Genomic DNA, 14,158 nt, shown 5'->3' on the forward strand with positions numbered 1-14,158 from the left:
GGTCATCCTTCATGCGCGCACTCGTCGTGTATTGCCACCCTCGCCCCGACAGCTTCAACGCGGCGGTGCGGGATGTCGTTGTCTCCAAACTCGAAGCGGCGGGTGCCGAAGTCAGGGTCAGCGACCTTTACGCCAAGGGCTTCCAGCCGGTGCTGACGGGGCCGGAATGGCACGGCTACCTCGATTGCCCGAACAACATCGCCTGCGTCGCGCCCGAGGTGGCCGACCTGCGCTGGTGCGACACGCTGATCTTCGTCTACCCGACGTGGTGGTATGGCCTGCCTGCCATGCTGAAGGGCTGGCTTGACCGGGTGATGCTGCCCGATGTCGCCTTCCACATGCCCGACGCCCAGAACCGCACGATCCGCCCCGGTCTGCGCCACATCACCCGGCTTGGCATCTTTACCACCTGCGGGGCCAGCCGCTGGCTGACCGCGCTGATCGGCGCACCGGGCAAGCGCACCCTGATGCGCGGGGTGGGGTATCTTTGCAAACCCGGCAAGCGGGTGGCCTTTGCCGCGCATTACCTTATGGACAGTTCCACCCCTGAAAGCCGCGCCCGCCATCTGGCCCGCGTGGCACAGCGGATGAACCATCTGATCGGCCCGGCAGCGGCACGGCGCGCCACGGCGGCGCAGTCCGTCGCGGCTGAATGATCACTCCTTAAGCAAAAGCCACAGCCCCAGCCCGGTCATCGCAACCCCGGCCAGCACGATGCCTGGCGGCCAGTCGCCGTGCAGCGATATTTCCCACAGGATCACCCAGGCCGGCACCAGATAGGTATAGGCCATCACCTTGGCCGCCGGCAGCCGCAGCGTGGCGTATTGCAACAAGACGAACGTCACCGCCGAGGCCGCGACGGCCACATAGGCCAGCGTGATCCACACGATCCCGGGCAACGCGGTCCAGTCCGTCGCCCTGATCGCGGGCCAGGCCCAGATCGCCAGCAGCCCGGTGCCCGCCACCATCATCCCGAAGGTGAACACGATCGCCGGTTCGCCCCGGTTCAGCTTGCGCACCAAAGGCGCATAGGCGGCATGGGCGACGCAGCCCCAGAAATAGGTGATCTCGCCAGCGCCCACGTGCATTCCCAGCACCGCGGCCAGCCTGCCGCGAAAAATCACCACCAGCGCGCCCGCTGCCCCGATTGCCAGCGCCAGCGCCATACGTCCGGTCATCCGTTGCCGCAGGAACAGCCAGCCGAACCCCGCCGCCATCACCGGCGTCAGGGTAAATACGGCCGCCGCCGATACCGGTGCCGCCGTTCGCAACCCCTCGAACATCAGCACGAAATAGATGGCCAGCAGCGCGCCCAGCAGCAGATACCGCCACGGTGCCGCTAAGGCCCGGCGCGGCAGCCCGGTGGTGGCCGCCGAAGCTACCCCCACCAGAACTGCCGCGATAAAAAACCGCAGCGCCGACAGTGCCGCCGGGTCGACAAACGGTGCCGCCAGCGCGCCAAGCGAGAACGACCCCGCCACCAGCGCCGAAAACGCCAGCATCGCCAGATGGCCACGCTGCGCCTCGCTCACTCCGGTCAACTGCACAGTTTCCAGTCTTTGGCCGCGTCTTTCAGATGCGCAAGAAAGGCCTGCACCTTGCGGGTGCGGTGCAGATCGACATGTGTGACAATGCGCAACGGCGATTCCCATTCCGGGCGGGCGGGCAGCACCTCGATCAGATCAGGGTCTTCGGCGGCCCGGAACGCCATCACGAACCCGATACCCGCGCCCATCCGAACCGCGGCCTCCAGCGCCGCAGGTTCGGACGCGGCATAGGTGATCTGCTCTGGCTGCACCGACGCGCGCAGCCAGCGGTGGAACGGCGCCCGCGTCGCCTCGGCATCGGTGCAGACAAAGCGGTGCCCGGCAAATTCGGCATCGCTGGTCGGCAGGCCATGTTCGTCGACATAGGATTTCGCCGCGTAAAGCGCCGTGCGCACCCGCACCAGCGGTTGCACCACGTTGTCGGGCTCTTCCGGCCCCGCACCGGCCCTGATCGCGACATGCGCCTCGCCATAATCCAGCCGGAACACCCGCATGTCGGTCAGGAACCGCACCATCACGCCGGGAAATTTCTTCTGGAACGACACCATCACCGGGGTCAGCAGGTCCGAAACGCCCGAGATCGAGGTGACGACAAGTTCCCCAGCGACCGTCTCGCCCTGACCCTTGATGCGCGACGAAAGGTGCGCGAACTGCTCTTCGGTGGTCTGCGCCACGGCCAGAAGGTCACGCCCGGCCTCGGTCGGGGTATAACCGCGCGCATGGCGTTGGAACAGCTTGGCCGAAAGCCGCTTTTCCAGCGAATCGATATGCCGGATGACCGTGGCGTGATGCACGCCCAGCACGTCGGCAGCGCCCGAAACCGTGCCCAGCCGCGCCACCTGGAAGGCGGTTCTGATCTCGTCCCAGTTGTCCATGCCCGTCTCTCCAAACCATTACGCGACGCTGTGCGCTTGCGCACATGAACAAAAGTTATGTGCGGCTTTGCAAGGGCTAAGTGGCCTGGTGGCCCCCTTGACGTCCGCCTGCGCGGCAACCCAGACTGCCTGCATCCTGACTTTGGGAAACGCACCTCGATGCCCCTAACAGACCAGACATCCGGCGTACTGCATCTGCCAATGGGCCTGATGTGGTCGATGCCGGTGCCGGTTGCCTGCTCGCTTGCCGTGGCGGCGTTGGGGCAGGGCGGAGGGCTTGCTGCAAGCTGCGGACAATGCCCGCTTGATACCGAAGGCCGGGTGCTGGACCCTGACGATCCGGTGGCGCAGGCGCGGCGGGTCGCGGTCTCGACTGCAGGCGTGCTGGCGCATCTGCCGCCGGGGCATCAGGCGGCACTTCTGGTCGTCTATCATTCCGCCGATGCCGGCGCGCAGACGGCGGCGATGCTGGCGGTTCTAGGTGATGCCTTTCCGTCTGCCGTGCTCGCCCCGGTTCGCTTGCCGCATTTCTACTACCCCGGCATGAGGATCGAGGTAGACCTCTACGCCATCGCCGGCACGCCAAGGGTGACCGTGCTTCGCCGCGTCGATGCCGAGGTGTCGGTGATCGACGGTGGGGCATTGCGCTTGGTGCATCTGGCTGCGCCGGATGCGGCATTGGCCCAAACGGTGCTTTCTGCCGCGGGCCTTGATGCCCGGCACCTTCTTTCCGCGCAATGGTTCGGCAACACGGCACCACCCGATCTCTGGACACCCGATCCCGCCGCCCGCGTCCTGCTGCCACAAGGCTCCGGCCTGTCGGCTGTGCTGACCTTCGCGCCCGGCCCGGTAAGCGCCCACCGAACCGAGGGCGGTGCGATCCTGCGCAGCGCTGGTCGGTTCGCGTGGCTGTCGGCCACCGCCGCCCTTGCCGACCTCGCCAATGCTGCCGAAGTGGCGATGGACGCGCTGGCGCTGTCGTCGCTGCCCGCGCTGACGATGCTCAAGGCCACCACGCATTACGCGGGCGGCCCCGGCCCCGACGATCTGCACGGCAACCTCGCCGTCCGCCACGCCCGGTTTCCGCGCCCCGGTCCGGCCTCGACGGGGGTGCCCGTGGCGGGCCTTTCAGCGGCCACGCTGGCAATCGACATGCTGGCCTGCCTGACCGATCGAGCGGCACCGTCCTGAATTTCCGAACCGGGCAGTTGACGCAACCGGGCCGCACCCGCTTTAAGACCATCAAGGGGTTCTCGGTGAAAGGTGGCTCGTGTCAGATCAGCGTCCGATCATCGGCCACATCCGGTTTTCCTACTACGGCCTCACCGACACGCGCCTGCAACCCGATGCCGAGGACAAGGCCCTCGCCGCCCTTTACGACGAAACCCGCATCGCCCGTCGGTTCCACCTTTTTGAACAGCTGACCGTGCCCAGCCTGCAGGCCCAGACCGATCAGGATTTCCGCATCCTCGTGATGTCCTCCGACGTGATGCCGGATGCCTTCAAGGAACGGCTCTGGCTGGTGGCCTCGCGGCTGCCACAGGCGACGGTGGTGTTTTCCCGCACCCGGCGCAGCATCTATGCCTACCAGCGCCACATGGAAGACGCGCTTGGCCCCGACCGCTCTGCCCAGCCGCTGCACTTCCGGCTGGATGACGATGATGCGTTGGCTCACAGCTTCATCGCGCGCTTGCGTCAGGCTGCGCGCGACATGCCGCCGCGTACGCACTTCAGCTTTCCCAAGGGCATCCTGCTGTTTCCGACAGCCTTCGATGGCAACGAAGGTGCGTCGATCATGATCAACCAGTATCTGACCGCGCTCGGCCTTGCGTGGATTTCCGACGCTGACTTCCTGCGCCCGCCGTTCGCCATGATGCATCAGAAGCTCTGGATGGATTTTCCCGTGGTTTCGGACCCCGGCTTTCCCGCCTACATCCGCGCCATGCATTTCGACAACGACACCCGTTTCCGCCAGAACCGCTTTCTCAGATCGTACCGGGCCGAGCGGTTCGGCCCCTCAGCGACAAAGCGCGCCGCCGAGGTGGACGCGGCCCTCGCCGCCGAATTTCCTTCGATCACCCGGCCTTGGCTCGACGGGTTGATCGCTGACCTGGCGCAGATCAAGGGGCTGGCAGACCTGCCGTCCGTGGCCTGAGCGCTGCCCCCGGCTTGACTCGTCCCGGCATCAGGCGTATCCGCCACCGCAATTCCCCGGAGGCTCGTGCTTCCGGTCCCAAGGGCAATGCCCGGGATCGCCATCCGTCAGCGCGTTGCGCCCACGGGTGCAGTCCTGCATTGGTCCTTTGGTTTTTCGCCCGAGGCTCCCATATCGGGGTCACGCAACCGTAGGAGAGAGCGATGTTCGAAAGCCTGTCAGAACGCCTTGGTGGCGTATTCGACCGCCTGACGAAACAGGGCGCGCTGTCCGAAGCCGACGTGATGACCGCGCTGCGCGAGGTGCGGGTCGCGCTTCTGGAAGCCGACGTTTCCCTTCCCGTCGCGCGCGATTTCATCAAGCGGGTGCAGGACAAGGCCACCGGCTCGGCGGTCACGAAGTCGATCACCCCCGGCCAGATGGTCGTCAAGATCGTCCATGACGAGCTGATCCACGTCCTTGCAGGCGACGGCCCCGCCGATGCGCTGAAGATCGACAACCCGCCCGCGACGATCCTGATGGTCGGCCTGCAAGGCTCGGGCAAGACCACGACCACGGCGAAGCTTGCCAAACGGCTGAAGGAAAAGAACGGCAAGAAGGTGCTTCTTGCCTCGCTCGATACCAACCGCCCCGCCGCGATGGAGCAGCTTGCCATCCTCGCCGGCCAGATCGGCGTCGACAGCCTGCCCATCGTCAAGGGTGAAACTGCCGTCCAGATCGCCAAGCGCGCCAAGACGCAAGCCAACTTCGGCGGCTATGACGTCCTCTTCCTCGATACCGCAGGGCGTCTGCACATCGACGAAGTCCTGATGGACGAGGTGCAATCCGTCCGCGACATTGCCCAGCCGCGCGAAACCCTGCTGGTCGTCGACGGCCTGACCGGACAGGATGCCGTCAACGTCGCGACCGAGTTCGACGGCAAGGTCGGCATCACCGGCGTCGTTCTCACCCGGATGGACGGCGACGGTCGTGGCGGTGCGGCCCTGTCGATGCGCGCGGTCACCGGCAAGCCGATCCGCTTCGTCGGCCTTGGCGAAAAGATGGACGCGATCGAAACCTTCGATCCCGACCGCGTCGCCGGCCGCATCCTTGGCATGGGTGACATCGTCGCCCTCGTCGAAAAGGCGCAAGAGACGTTCGAGGCCGAACAGGCCGAACGCATGGCCAAACGCTTTGCCAAGGGTCTGTTCAACATGAACGACCTGAAGATGCAGCTTGAACAGATGGTCAAGATGGGCGGCATGCAGGGCCTGATGGGCATGATGCCCGGCATGGGCAAGATGCAGGCGCAGGCCGAAGCGGCAGGCATCGACGACAAGATGCTGAAACGCCAGATCGCGCTGATCCAGTCGATGACAAAGAAGGAACGCGCCAACCCCGACCTTCTGGCCGCCAGCCGCAAGAAGCGCATCGCCGCGGGTGCGGGCCTTGACGTCTCGGATCTCAACCGCCTGCTGAAACAGCACAAGCAGATGGCCGAGATGATGAAGAAGATGGGCAAGGGCGGCATGATGAAACAGGCGCTGAAGTCCTTCATGGGCAAGGGCGGTATGCCCGATCCCTCGAAGATGACGCCCGAGCAGCTGGAAGAAGCCGCCAAGGGCATGAAGCAGGGCATGTCCGGCATGGGCGGCGGCATGGGCCTGCCGCGCGGCATGTCGCTGCCTTCGGGCCTGTCGGGACTGATGAAGAAAAGATGATCCGTCCCGCCACCCCCACGCTGGCCAACACGCCCGTTCTGGAAACGGAACGGTTGCGGTTGCGCGCCCCGGTGGCGACGGACTGGCCGCATTGGCGCGCCTTCATGGCTTCGGACCGATCGTCCTTCATCCGGCCCGATGATCTGGACGAGGCGAAGGCATGGCGCGCGATGGGCCACATGGTCGGCATGTGGGTGCTGCGCGGCTACGGCCTCTTCATCATCGAGGCCAAGGGCGACCCCACCCCCCTCGGCATGTGCGGCCCCTGGCACCCGATCGACTGGCCCGAACCTGAACTGGCGTGGAGCCTGTGGTCCCCCGCCGCCGAAGGTAAGGGGATCATGTTCGAGGCCGCCGCTGCCGCGCGCGCCCATGCCTTCGGCCCCCTCGGCTGGACCACGGCGGTCAGCTACATCGACCCGGCGAACGCCCGCTCCATCGCGCTGGCCGAACGTCTGGGCGCTGTACGCGATGCCACCGCCGCCCGCCTTGACCCCACCGATCTCGTCTACCGCCACATCGGAACCGGAGTGTCCGCATGACCGACGCCACCACCCGCGCCGCCGACCTGTTGCGCACCCACCGCGAGTCGATCGACCGGCTGGACGCGATCCTCGTCTACACGCTGGCCGAACGGTTCAAGCGCACGCAAGCAGTGGGCCGGCTCAAGGCGGAACACGATCTGCCGCCCTCCGACCCCGACCGCGAGGCGCGGCAGATGCGGCGGCTTGAACAGCTGTCGCAAGAGGCCGATCTCGACCCCGACCTCGCCAAGAAATTCCTGACCTTCATCATCTCCGAAGTCATCAGGCATCACGAGAAACTACAGAAATAACCAACCCGGGCGCCGAAGCGCCCAACGAAAACCAAAGGAGACTACCCCATGTCGATGAAAATCCGTCTGGCCCGTGGCGGCTCGAAGAAGCGCCCGTTCTATTCCATCGTCGCGACCGACAGCCGTATGCCGCGCGATGGCCGCTTTCTGGAAAAGCTGGGTACCTACAACCCGCTTCTGGCCAAGGACGATGAAAAGCGCGTCGTGATGAACCTCGAGCGTGTGCAGCACTGGCTGAGCCAGGGTGCCCAGCCCACCGACCGTATCGCGCGGATGCTGGAGGCTGCCGGCGCCCGCCCGAAAGCTGCCCGCAGCAACCCGAACTCGGCCAAGCCGGGCAAGGCGATGGCCGAGCGTGCCGCCAAGAAGGCCGCCCGCGCAGCCGAGCCGGCGGCGGAGTAACCTCTGCTGCGCCCGTGGCACGCTGCGTCCCGTGATCGGGACGCGGCGCACCATGCCGGATGCGCCGCATGATCCCCGGTCTGGGCCTCGTGCGGCGCACTATCACGCTGGCGCTTTGCGCCGGTTCGTTCTGGGCCGGTGTCCAGTTCGCCCGGCTTGGCGATGTGTCCGCCTGCACCGAGGCCGGCGGCACGATCAACGCCCGTGGCGTCTGCATTGGAGGCCGAGAATGACGACCGAGCTAATCTGCGTGGGTGCCATTGCCGGCGCGTTCGGGGTGGCGGGCGAGGTGCGGCTGAAATCCTTTTGCACGCAGCCCGAAGATATCGCCAGCTATGGCCCGCTCAGCACCGAAGACGGTTCGCGGCAGTTCCGCGTGACCCTGACCCGTCCGGTTGCCGGCGGTCTCGGCGCGCGCATCGCGGGCGTCACGACCAAGGAACAGGCCGACGCGCTACGAGGTACCAGCCTTTACGTCGCCCGCGAAAAGCTGCCTTCGCTGCCGGATGACGAATATTACCACGCCGACCTGATCGGCCTTGAAGTGCGCGATCCCGGTGGCGCGCTGATCGGCAAGGTCACGGCCGTTCACAACCACGGCGCCGGAGATATCCTTGAAATCGCCGCCGAGGGGCACAAATCCGCCCTGCTTTTGCCGTTTACCATGGCGATTGTCCCGACTGTCGATCTTGCGGCTGGACGTTTGATTGCCGATCTGCCGGAAGGGCTGGAATAGCCTTCGCGGCGGTTGGTGGCCTGCGCTGCCCGCTGGTACCAGTGAGGAGACTGCCATGTATGCCCGGCTGCGCTTTTTGAAAGTGGCGAATGTCGTCCTGTATCTCGGCCCCTTGTCTGCCGGTATGGCGGGACTTGGCTGGGGCATGGTGGCACCCTTCGTTTCGGTCTTCGTGCTGTGGCTGATGACGGTGCGGCCCGAACAGTGGCCGACCAGCGCCGCCGAATGGCGGACCGGACGTGCCCTTGGCGCCGCGCTCACGCAGGTTCTGTCGCAGGTGCTGCTGGTCACCGTCCTTTTGGGGCTTGGCCGCGGCTTTGTCGGTCTTGCCGGGCTGGAGCTTTCGCTCAACCCCCTGCTGCCGCTCTGCGTCTCGATCGCCGCGATCTTCCTGTCGCGCATCGTCTGGGATGCGCGCGATGCGGCGGCCGCAGGCGTGTTTCTTGACGAAGACGCCGAAGCTGCGGGCGGTTCCTATGCCGAGGCGAAGGCGCTTGCCGCGATCGTCCCGCTTCTGACGCTGGCCGAAGATGTCGACGAGGCGAAACTGCGCGAGCGGCTGGAAGTCGTGCTCTCCGGCCCCGGCGCCTCGCATCGCCTCGCAGCCCTCGCCTCGGCCCTGTCCAACAGCGAACGTGGCCATGCCGCCCTGCGCCGTGCCACGCTGACCTGGGCCACCGAACCCGAGATTGTCGCACCGGGCCGGGTGCCCAACGCCCTGTCGGTCGCGTTCCAGCTGTCGGACGGCAACGCCGATCTGCTGCGCCTGTTCCTGCCACGCGCGCTTGCGCTGGTGGCGGCGTTCCCCGACCGGGCCTCGGGGCTTCCGTCGCCAGTGACCCTGCGGCAGGCGGCCGAGACCGTGCTTGAAGCGGGGCCGGACAGCGACGTGCCGCGCTACATGTGGGTTGATCTCAGCGACGGGCTGATGGCACTGGCCCGGTCGGTGGAAACCGCGACGGCAAAGGCCGGCGCCGCCGCCGACCAGCGGCCCGATACGCGGCGGGGCGCGCCCAGTCCGGTTTGAGGGCGGCGGGACTGGCCCTTCTCAATCGGGGTCTTTGCGGTTAAGGCTGCGGCCCATGTCAGACCCGTCCTCCCCACCTGATAGCCCTTCCAAAAGCCACGGTCGCATTTCGCTGCGACCCAGCCTGAAGCCGCGTGACCTGATGGAAGAAGACCGCGTGGTCAAAGGCGCGTGGACTGCCAAGATCATCACGCTTTTTCCCGACGCTTTCCCCGGCATCCTTGGCCTTTCTCTCACCGGCAAGGCACTGGACTACGGGCTCTGGCGGCTGGAAACCATCGACCTGCGCCCGCTTGGCAAGGGCAAGCACCTCAACGTCGATGACACGCCCGCAGGCGGCGGCGCGGGCATGGTGCTGCGCGCCGATGTGGTTGACGAAGCGCTAGACAAAGCCACCGACGGCACCCCGCCGGACCGCGCCCGCTGGCCGGTCATCTACCTCTCGCCGCGCGGAAAACCCTTCGATCAGGCTACCGCCCGGCGCCTTGCCGCCGCCGACGGCATCACGCTCCTTTGCGGCCGTTTCGAAGGCGTCGACCAGCGCGTGCTGGACCATCACCAGATTGAAGAGATCAGTCTTGGCGATTTCGTCCTGACCGGCGGAGAGATCGCTGCAACCGCCTTGATTGATGCAACGGTCCGCCTTATACCCCGCGTGCTTGGGAATCACCAATCCACCGAGGAGGAATCCTTCTCGGAGGGGCTTTTGGAATTTCCGCACTACACTAGGCCAACCGTCTGGCAAGGCCGCGAGATACCGGAAGTGCTTCAATCCGGCCATCACGCGAACATCGCCTCCTGGCGCAAGGCAATGGCCGAAAGGCTGACGAAAGAACGCAGGCCTGATCTCTGGCGGGCTTACTGTGCAAGACACGGTAGGGACCCGAATGAAGACCGAGAGCTCTGAGGCGGCATCATACCAGCGGAAAAAACCGCGTAACGGAGTTATATGCGATGAACCTGATCGCCCAAATCGAGGCGGAGCAGATTGCTGCCCTCGGCAAGACCATCCCGGATTTCAAGGCCGGCGATACCCTTAAAGTCGGCTACAAAGTGACCGAAGGCACCCGTTCGCGCGTGCAGGCCTATGAAGGCGTCTGCATCGGCCGCAAGGGCGGCGCGACCATCTCTGCCAGCTTCACCGTGCGCAAGATCTCGTTCGGCGAAGGCGTGGAGCGTGTGTTCCCGCTCTATTCGACCAACATCGACTCGATCGAGGTTGTGCGTCGCGGCAAGGTCCGTCGCGCGAAACTGTACTACCTGCGCGCCCGCCGCGGCAAATCGGCCCGTATCGCCGAAGATTCCGCTTACAAAGCCAAAGCCGAATAAGGATCGCCGTCATGAAACAGGGCATTCACCCCGACTACCACACCATCAACGTCAAGATGACCGATGGCACCATGTTCCAGACCAAATCGACCTGGGGCAAGGAAGGCGACCAGATGGCGCTCGACATCGACCCGCTTGCACACCCGGCCTGGACCGGCGGCAACGCCAAGCTCCTCGACACCGGCGGCCGCGTGTCGAAGTTCAAGAACAAATACGCCGGCCTCGGCTTCTAAGCCACGCCCGACGCAAACGCCTCGACGCCGCCCCCCTCGGGCGGCGTCTTGCTTTTCGGACCCTCCGCCAGAACGATCGGTTGCCGGTGCGAGCTCTGCGGAGGGCGCGGCCATGCGTCCCTGTGAACGTGCGACCGGATGCACAGGTTGAATGAAGAACCGGCCCAAGCCTGCTTGCACAGGTTCACAGGACCGCGATAAGACCGGCGGGCAAACGTGCAGGGTCTGAGTGGGTGTGGCGTGGCGCATATCATCGTGGTGGGCAACGAAAAGGGCGGGTCGGGCAAATCGACCACCTGCATGCATGTGGCCACGGCGCTGGCGCGCATGGGGCACCGGGTAGGGGCGCTTGACCTCGATCTCCGGCAGCGCACCTTCGGGCGCTACATCGAAAACCGCCGCGCCTTTATTGCCCGCACTGGAATCGATCTGCCGACACCGGATTATCGTCTGCTGCCGGAAGCTGCCCCGGCAACCGGGGGCAGCGAAAACTCGTATGACCAGCGCCTGACCGCAGCCGTCGCGGCGATGGACCCGGAAAAGGACTTCATCATCATCGATTGCCCCGGCAGCCATACCCGGCTCAGTCAGGTTGCGCATTCGCTGGCCGATACGCTGATCACGCCCCTGAACGACAGTTTCGTGGATTTCGACCTTCTGGCCCGCGTCGATGCCGAAACGGGAAAGGTGCTCGGGCCGTCGATCTATGCCGAAATGGTTTGGGGCGCGCGGCAGCTTCGGGCGCAAGCCGGGCTGAAGCCGATCGACTGGGTGGTGGTGCGTAACCGGCTGGGTGCCCAGCAGATGCACAACAAGAAAAAGGTCGGCGCCGCGCTGGAAGATCTGTCGCGCCGCATCGGGTTCAGGGTTGTTCCGGGGTTTTCCGAACGGGTGATCTTCCGCGAACTGTTTCCGCGCGGCCTTACCCTGCTGGATCTGCGCGATACCGGGGTCGATCAGCTGAACCTGTCGAACATCGCTGCCCGACAGGAATTGCGCGACCTCGTCTCGGGACTCAGGCTTTCGCGTGTGCAGGCCGATTTTTGAAGATCATGCTGCCGTTCGTCGCCATCTGACGGGCGCGGTCGATCTTCTTCATGCGCTTCTCGAAGGTGCTGTCACCAGCGTTGGACGTCACTTTTGCCCGGATCAGGCCGATCTTGTGGAGGAGTTCAACGGTCTTTTGCATGGTGTGTCCCTTCTGGTTCGTTGAGGACAATTTCGCTGCCAAGCGGGGCCGTTCTAAGGCACGTTAAGGTTGAATCCGGGACGGTTTGTTGTGTTGATTCAACAAACTGTTTCCAGCGCAGGGGGGCAAACTACCCCAAATTTCCGCTGAAACGGCCGAATTGCAGGACTTTCTCAACAGGTGTGACGAAATCTGGTCAATCCTGCGGCGGTTCGACGGTTTCGGGGTCCAAGAGCTCCGCCGCAAGGAAACGCTCGAAATCGTCCAGATCAACCGCCTCGAATTGCCCGAAACCCTGCATCCAGACCGACGCCGCTTTCAACGCATCCGGCTCCAACTTGCACCAGATCACCCGCCCGCGCCGCTCGCGGCTGACCAACCCCGCCTCCGACAGCACGGCCAGATGCTTCGAAATCGCCGCAAGGCTCATCTTGAACGGCTCGGCGACATCGGTGACCGCCATGTCATCCTCCAGCAGCATCGCCAGAATGGCGCGCCGGGTGGGGTCGGCCAAGGCGGCAAAGACGGTATCAAGGCTGGCGCTCATCTTCCCTCTATCCCGCCTGCCGGGCTGATCGTCAACCGGATGGTTGAATATGGGCCGAACGGCACGTTTGTCGCACAGATCGCGGGTGCCCGAAAAAATACAGTAATACCAGATATATAGACCAAACTCTGACGCCCCTCTCTTCGCTTGACTCGGACACCCCTCCTCCGTAGGTTCCGCCGCGAACGTGAAGGGGCTTCGACATGTCGTCAGATCCCGATCCAGACCGTCTGCGCGCGCTAGAAGAGCGTTTGAAGAAGGTGAAGGGTCAGGAACCGCCGCCGAAGACCAACACGGTAAAGGGTTTCTCGCAGGGCGAGGTGGCCTGGAGGATGGTGATCGAGCTTGTGACCGGCATGTTGCTGGGAATGGGCATCGGTTACGGGCTGGACGTGCTGTTTGGCACGTTGCCCATCTTCCTGATCATCTTCTCGCTCTTCGGCTTTGCTGCGGGCATCAAGACGATGCTCGGCTCGGCAAGGCAACTGGCAAAGACGGCGGCCGACAAGGCCGAGAAAAAAGGGGACTGACGCATGGCGACGACGGGCGAGGAGCATACGGGCGGGCTACAGATCCATCCGATGGACCAGTTCATCGTCAAGCCGCTGTTCGGCGACGGCCCGATCGAGTGGTATACGCCTACGAACGTCACGCTCTGGATGGGCATCGCCATCCTTGCGATGGTGGCGCTGCTGGTCCTGTCCACCCGCCGCCGGGCCATCGTGCCCTCGCGCGGCCAGTCGGTGGCGGAACTGTTCTACGGCTTCATCCACAACATGGTTGAAGAAGTCGCCGGCCACGACGCGCTGAAATTCTTCCCCTACATCATGACCCTCTTCATGTTCGTGTTCCTGTCGAACATGCTGGGCCTGATCCCCACCTCGTTCACCACCACCTCGCACATCGCCGTCACCGCGACGCTGGCGCTTTTGGTGTTCTTCACGGTCACCATCGTCGGCTTCATCCGCAAGGGCCCCGGTTTCCTCGCGATGTTCTGGGTGTCGTCCGCGCCCCTCGCGCTACGACCGATCCTCGCCGTGATCGAGATCATCTCCTACTTCGTGCGCCCGCTGTCGCACTCCATTCGTCTTGGCGGCAACCTGATGGCTGGCCACGCCGTCATCAAGGTGTTCGCTGGTTTCGCGGGGGCGATGGGTGTCGCCTCGGTCGTTCCGATCGCCGCGATCATGGCCATCTACGGTCTGGAAGTGCTGGTTGCAGCGGTTCAGGCCTACGTTTTCACCATTCTGACCTGCGTGTATCTGCGCGACGCCGTCGGCGAAGCACACCACTAAGGTCTGAACTCACACTCTAGCCAATTCCAAAAAGGAGCTACCAAATGGAAGGCGATATCGCAGAAATGGGCAAGTTCATCGGCGCCGGTCTGGCTACGATCGGTCTCGGTGGCGCTGGCATCGGCGTGGGCCACATTGCCGGCAACTTCCTGTCGGGTGCCCTGCGCAACCCGTCGGCAGCCCCCGGCCAGATGGCCAACCTCTTCGTCGGCATCGCATTCGCCGAAGCACTGGGCATCTTCTCGTTCCTGATCGCCCTCCTGCTGATGTTCGCCGTCTGATCCTTCG

General features: G+C 64.7%; 21 protein-coding genes. 17 read left to right on the forward strand and 4 right to left on the reverse strand.

Going from position 1 to position 14,158, the window contains the following annotated elements; genetic code table 11:
* The first annotated feature begins 11 nt into the window (after positions 1–11).
* The gene (locus ACROUL_RS04085) at positions 12–656 is read left to right on the forward strand and encodes an NAD(P)H-dependent oxidoreductase (RefSeq protein WP_431298272.1); all 645 of its coding nucleotides are present in this window, start codon (positions 12–14) and stop codon (positions 654–656) included.
* Here ACROUL_RS04085 and ACROUL_RS04090 read toward each other — a convergent pair whose 3' ends face one another.
* Both ACROUL_RS04090 and ACROUL_RS04095 read right to left on the reverse strand, forming a co-directional pair.
* A complete protein-coding gene (locus ACROUL_RS04090; protein ID WP_431301244.1) occupies positions 657–1,532 on the reverse strand; it encodes a DMT family transporter in 876 nt (291 codons plus the stop codon).
* 5 nt (positions 1,533–1,537) lie between these two features.
* Complete coding sequence (locus tag ACROUL_RS04095) at positions 1,538–2,422, reverse strand: LysR family transcriptional regulator (protein ID WP_431298273.1); 885 nt, start codon at positions 2,420–2,422, stop codon at positions 1,538–1,540.
* 159 nt (positions 2,423–2,581) lie between these two features.
* On the opposite strand from ACROUL_RS04095, the gene ACROUL_RS04100 reads away from it, so the two are divergent.
* From ACROUL_RS04100 to ACROUL_RS04160, 13 genes are all read left to right on the forward strand, one after another.
* On the forward strand, positions 2,582–3,613 hold the full coding sequence (locus ACROUL_RS04100; protein ID WP_431298274.1) for a hypothetical protein: 1,032 nt from the start codon (positions 2,582–2,584) through the stop codon (positions 3,611–3,613).
* A 79-nt stretch (positions 3,614–3,692) separates the two neighbouring features.
* Positions 3,693–4,577 carry a glycosyltransferase gene (locus tag ACROUL_RS04105; RefSeq protein ID WP_431298275.1) on the forward strand — a complete coding sequence of 295 codons (885 nt, stop codon included), beginning with the start codon at positions 3,693–3,695 and terminating at the stop codon, positions 4,575–4,577.
* Between the two features lie 203 nt (positions 4,578–4,780).
* Positions 4,781–6,277, forward strand: coding sequence for a signal recognition particle protein (ffh, locus tag ACROUL_RS04110; protein ID WP_431298276.1), 1,497 nt, complete (start codon positions 4,781–4,783; stop codon positions 6,275–6,277).
* Positions 6,274–6,819, forward strand: a complete 546-nt coding sequence (locus tag ACROUL_RS04115; RefSeq protein WP_431298277.1) for a GNAT family N-acetyltransferase — start codon at positions 6,274–6,276, stop codon at positions 6,817–6,819. The genes ffh and ACROUL_RS04115 overlap by 4 nt, the downstream gene beginning before the upstream one ends.
* Positions 6,816–7,112 (forward strand): chorismate mutase, encoded by a 297-nt coding sequence (locus ACROUL_RS04120; RefSeq protein ID WP_431298278.1) that lies wholly within the window; start codon positions 6,816–6,818, stop codon positions 7,110–7,112. The genes ACROUL_RS04115 and ACROUL_RS04120 overlap by 4 nt, the downstream gene beginning before the upstream one ends.
* Before the next feature lie 48 nt (positions 7,113–7,160).
* A complete protein-coding gene (rpsP, locus tag ACROUL_RS04125; protein ID WP_305568005.1) occupies positions 7,161–7,514 on the forward strand; it encodes a 30S ribosomal protein S16 in 354 nt (117 codons plus the stop codon).
* A 68-nt stretch (positions 7,515–7,582) separates the two neighbouring features.
* Positions 7,583–7,747 carry a hypothetical protein gene (locus ACROUL_RS04130; protein WP_431298279.1) on the forward strand — a complete coding sequence of 55 codons (165 nt, stop codon included), beginning with the start codon at positions 7,583–7,585 and terminating at the stop codon, positions 7,745–7,747.
* A complete protein-coding gene (gene rimM / locus ACROUL_RS04135) occupies positions 7,744–8,250 on the forward strand; it encodes a ribosome maturation factor RimM (RefSeq protein ID WP_431298280.1) in 507 nt (168 codons plus the stop codon). The genes ACROUL_RS04130 and rimM overlap by 4 nt, the downstream gene beginning before the upstream one ends.
* Positions 8,251–8,305: 55 nt before the next feature.
* A complete protein-coding gene (locus ACROUL_RS04140) occupies positions 8,306–9,277 on the forward strand; it encodes a hypothetical protein (RefSeq protein WP_431298281.1) in 972 nt (323 codons plus the stop codon).
* Between the two features lie 55 nt (positions 9,278–9,332).
* Positions 9,333–10,184: a tRNA (guanosine(37)-N1)-methyltransferase TrmD gene (trmD, locus tag ACROUL_RS04145; RefSeq protein ID WP_431298282.1), complete on the forward strand. Its 852-nt coding sequence runs from the start codon at positions 9,333–9,335 to the stop codon at positions 10,182–10,184.
* Positions 10,185–10,231: 47 nt separating this feature from the next.
* Positions 10,232–10,606, forward strand: a complete 375-nt coding sequence (rplS, locus tag ACROUL_RS04150) for a 50S ribosomal protein L19 (RefSeq protein ID WP_305568000.1) — start codon at positions 10,232–10,234, stop codon at positions 10,604–10,606.
* 11 nt (positions 10,607–10,617) lie between these two features.
* Positions 10,618–10,839, forward strand: a complete 222-nt coding sequence (gene rpmE / locus ACROUL_RS04155) for a 50S ribosomal protein L31 (RefSeq protein WP_305567999.1) — start codon at positions 10,618–10,620, stop codon at positions 10,837–10,839.
* A 240-nt stretch (positions 10,840–11,079) separates the two neighbouring features.
* Positions 11,080–11,886, forward strand: coding sequence for a division plane positioning ATPase MipZ (locus tag ACROUL_RS04160; RefSeq protein WP_431298283.1), 807 nt, complete (start codon positions 11,080–11,082; stop codon positions 11,884–11,886).
* On the opposite strand, the gene ACROUL_RS04165 is transcribed toward ACROUL_RS04160, so the two are convergent.
* Positions 11,855–12,028, reverse strand: coding sequence for a hypothetical protein (locus ACROUL_RS04165; protein ID WP_431298284.1), 174 nt, complete (start codon positions 12,026–12,028; stop codon positions 11,855–11,857). The two genes, ACROUL_RS04160 and ACROUL_RS04165, sit on opposite strands and share 32 nt — an antisense overlap.
* A 196-nt stretch (positions 12,029–12,224) precedes the next feature.
* Entirely contained in the window at positions 12,225–12,575 is a 351-nt protein-coding gene (locus ACROUL_RS04170; protein ID WP_431298285.1) for an ArsR/SmtB family transcription factor, read from the reverse strand.
* A gap of 203 nt (positions 12,576–12,778) precedes the next feature.
* Here ACROUL_RS04170 and ACROUL_RS04175 point away from each other — a divergent pair, with 203 nt between their 5' ends.
* The 3 genes from ACROUL_RS04175 to ACROUL_RS04185 are packed head-to-tail and all read left to right on the forward strand — an operon-like array spanning position 12,779 to position 14,151.
* Positions 12,779–13,105, forward strand: a complete 327-nt coding sequence (locus ACROUL_RS04175) for an AtpZ/AtpI family protein (RefSeq protein ID WP_431298286.1) — start codon at positions 12,779–12,781, stop codon at positions 13,103–13,105.
* Between the two features lie 3 nt (positions 13,106–13,108).
* On the forward strand, positions 13,109–13,870 hold the full coding sequence (locus tag ACROUL_RS04180; RefSeq protein ID WP_431298287.1) for a F0F1 ATP synthase subunit A: 762 nt from the start codon (positions 13,109–13,111) through the stop codon (positions 13,868–13,870).
* Positions 13,871–13,914: 44 nt separating this feature from the next.
* The gene (locus ACROUL_RS04185) at positions 13,915–14,151 is read left to right on the forward strand and encodes a F0F1 ATP synthase subunit C (protein WP_431298288.1); all 237 of its coding nucleotides are present in this window, start codon (positions 13,915–13,917) and stop codon (positions 14,149–14,151) included.
* Positions 14,152–14,158: the final 7 nt, after the last annotated feature.

Origin of the sequence: Tabrizicola sp. BL-A-41-H6 (genome assembly GCF_050632395.1) — a bacterium.
Taxonomy (GTDB): Bacteria; Pseudomonadota; Alphaproteobacteria; order Rhodobacterales; family Rhodobacteraceae; genus JAUYQR01.

Excerpts from the sequence above, each read along its gene's own strand:
- ACROUL_RS04085 (WP_431298272.1), top strand. The coding sequence starts at position 12 with ATGCGCGCACTCGTCGTGTATTGCCACCCTCGCCCCGACAGCTTCAAC.
- ACROUL_RS04095 (WP_431298273.1), bottom strand. The coding sequence starts at position 2,422 with ATGGACAACTGGGACGAGATCAGAACCGCCTTCCAGGTGGCGCGGCTG.
- ACROUL_RS04100 (WP_431298274.1), top strand. The coding sequence starts at position 2,582 with ATGCCCCTAACAGACCAGACATCCGGCGTACTGCATCTGCCAATGGGC.
- ffh (WP_431298276.1), top strand. The coding sequence starts at position 4,781 with ATGTTCGAAAGCCTGTCAGAACGCCTTGGTGGCGTATTCGACCGCCTG.
- ACROUL_RS04115 (WP_431298277.1), top strand. The coding sequence starts at position 6,274 with ATGATCCGTCCCGCCACCCCCACGCTGGCCAACACGCCCGTTCTGGAA.
- ACROUL_RS04120 (WP_431298278.1), top strand. The coding sequence starts at position 6,816 with ATGACCGACGCCACCACCCGCGCCGCCGACCTGTTGCGCACCCACCGC.
- rpsP (WP_305568005.1), top strand. The coding sequence starts at position 7,161 with ATGTCGATGAAAATCCGTCTGGCCCGTGGCGGCTCGAAGAAGCGCCCG.
- ACROUL_RS04130 (WP_431298279.1), top strand. The coding sequence starts at position 7,583 with ATGATCCCCGGTCTGGGCCTCGTGCGGCGCACTATCACGCTGGCGCTT.
- rimM (WP_431298280.1), top strand. The coding sequence starts at position 7,744 with ATGACGACCGAGCTAATCTGCGTGGGTGCCATTGCCGGCGCGTTCGGG.
- ACROUL_RS04140 (WP_431298281.1), top strand. The coding sequence starts at position 8,306 with ATGTATGCCCGGCTGCGCTTTTTGAAAGTGGCGAATGTCGTCCTGTAT.
- trmD (WP_431298282.1), top strand. The coding sequence starts at position 9,333 with ATGTCAGACCCGTCCTCCCCACCTGATAGCCCTTCCAAAAGCCACGGT.
- rplS (WP_305568000.1), top strand. The coding sequence starts at position 10,232 with ATGAACCTGATCGCCCAAATCGAGGCGGAGCAGATTGCTGCCCTCGGC.
- rpmE (WP_305567999.1), top strand. The coding sequence starts at position 10,618 with ATGAAACAGGGCATTCACCCCGACTACCACACCATCAACGTCAAGATG.
- ACROUL_RS04165 (WP_431298284.1), bottom strand. The coding sequence starts at position 12,028 with ATGCAAAAGACCGTTGAACTCCTCCACAAGATCGGCCTGATCCGGGCA.
- ACROUL_RS04170 (WP_431298285.1), bottom strand. The coding sequence starts at position 12,575 with ATGAGCGCCAGCCTTGATACCGTCTTTGCCGCCTTGGCCGACCCCACC.
- ACROUL_RS04175 (WP_431298286.1), top strand. The coding sequence starts at position 12,779 with ATGTCGTCAGATCCCGATCCAGACCGTCTGCGCGCGCTAGAAGAGCGT.
- ACROUL_RS04180 (WP_431298287.1), top strand. The coding sequence starts at position 13,109 with ATGGCGACGACGGGCGAGGAGCATACGGGCGGGCTACAGATCCATCCG.
- ACROUL_RS04185 (WP_431298288.1), top strand. The coding sequence starts at position 13,915 with ATGGAAGGCGATATCGCAGAAATGGGCAAGTTCATCGGCGCCGGTCTG.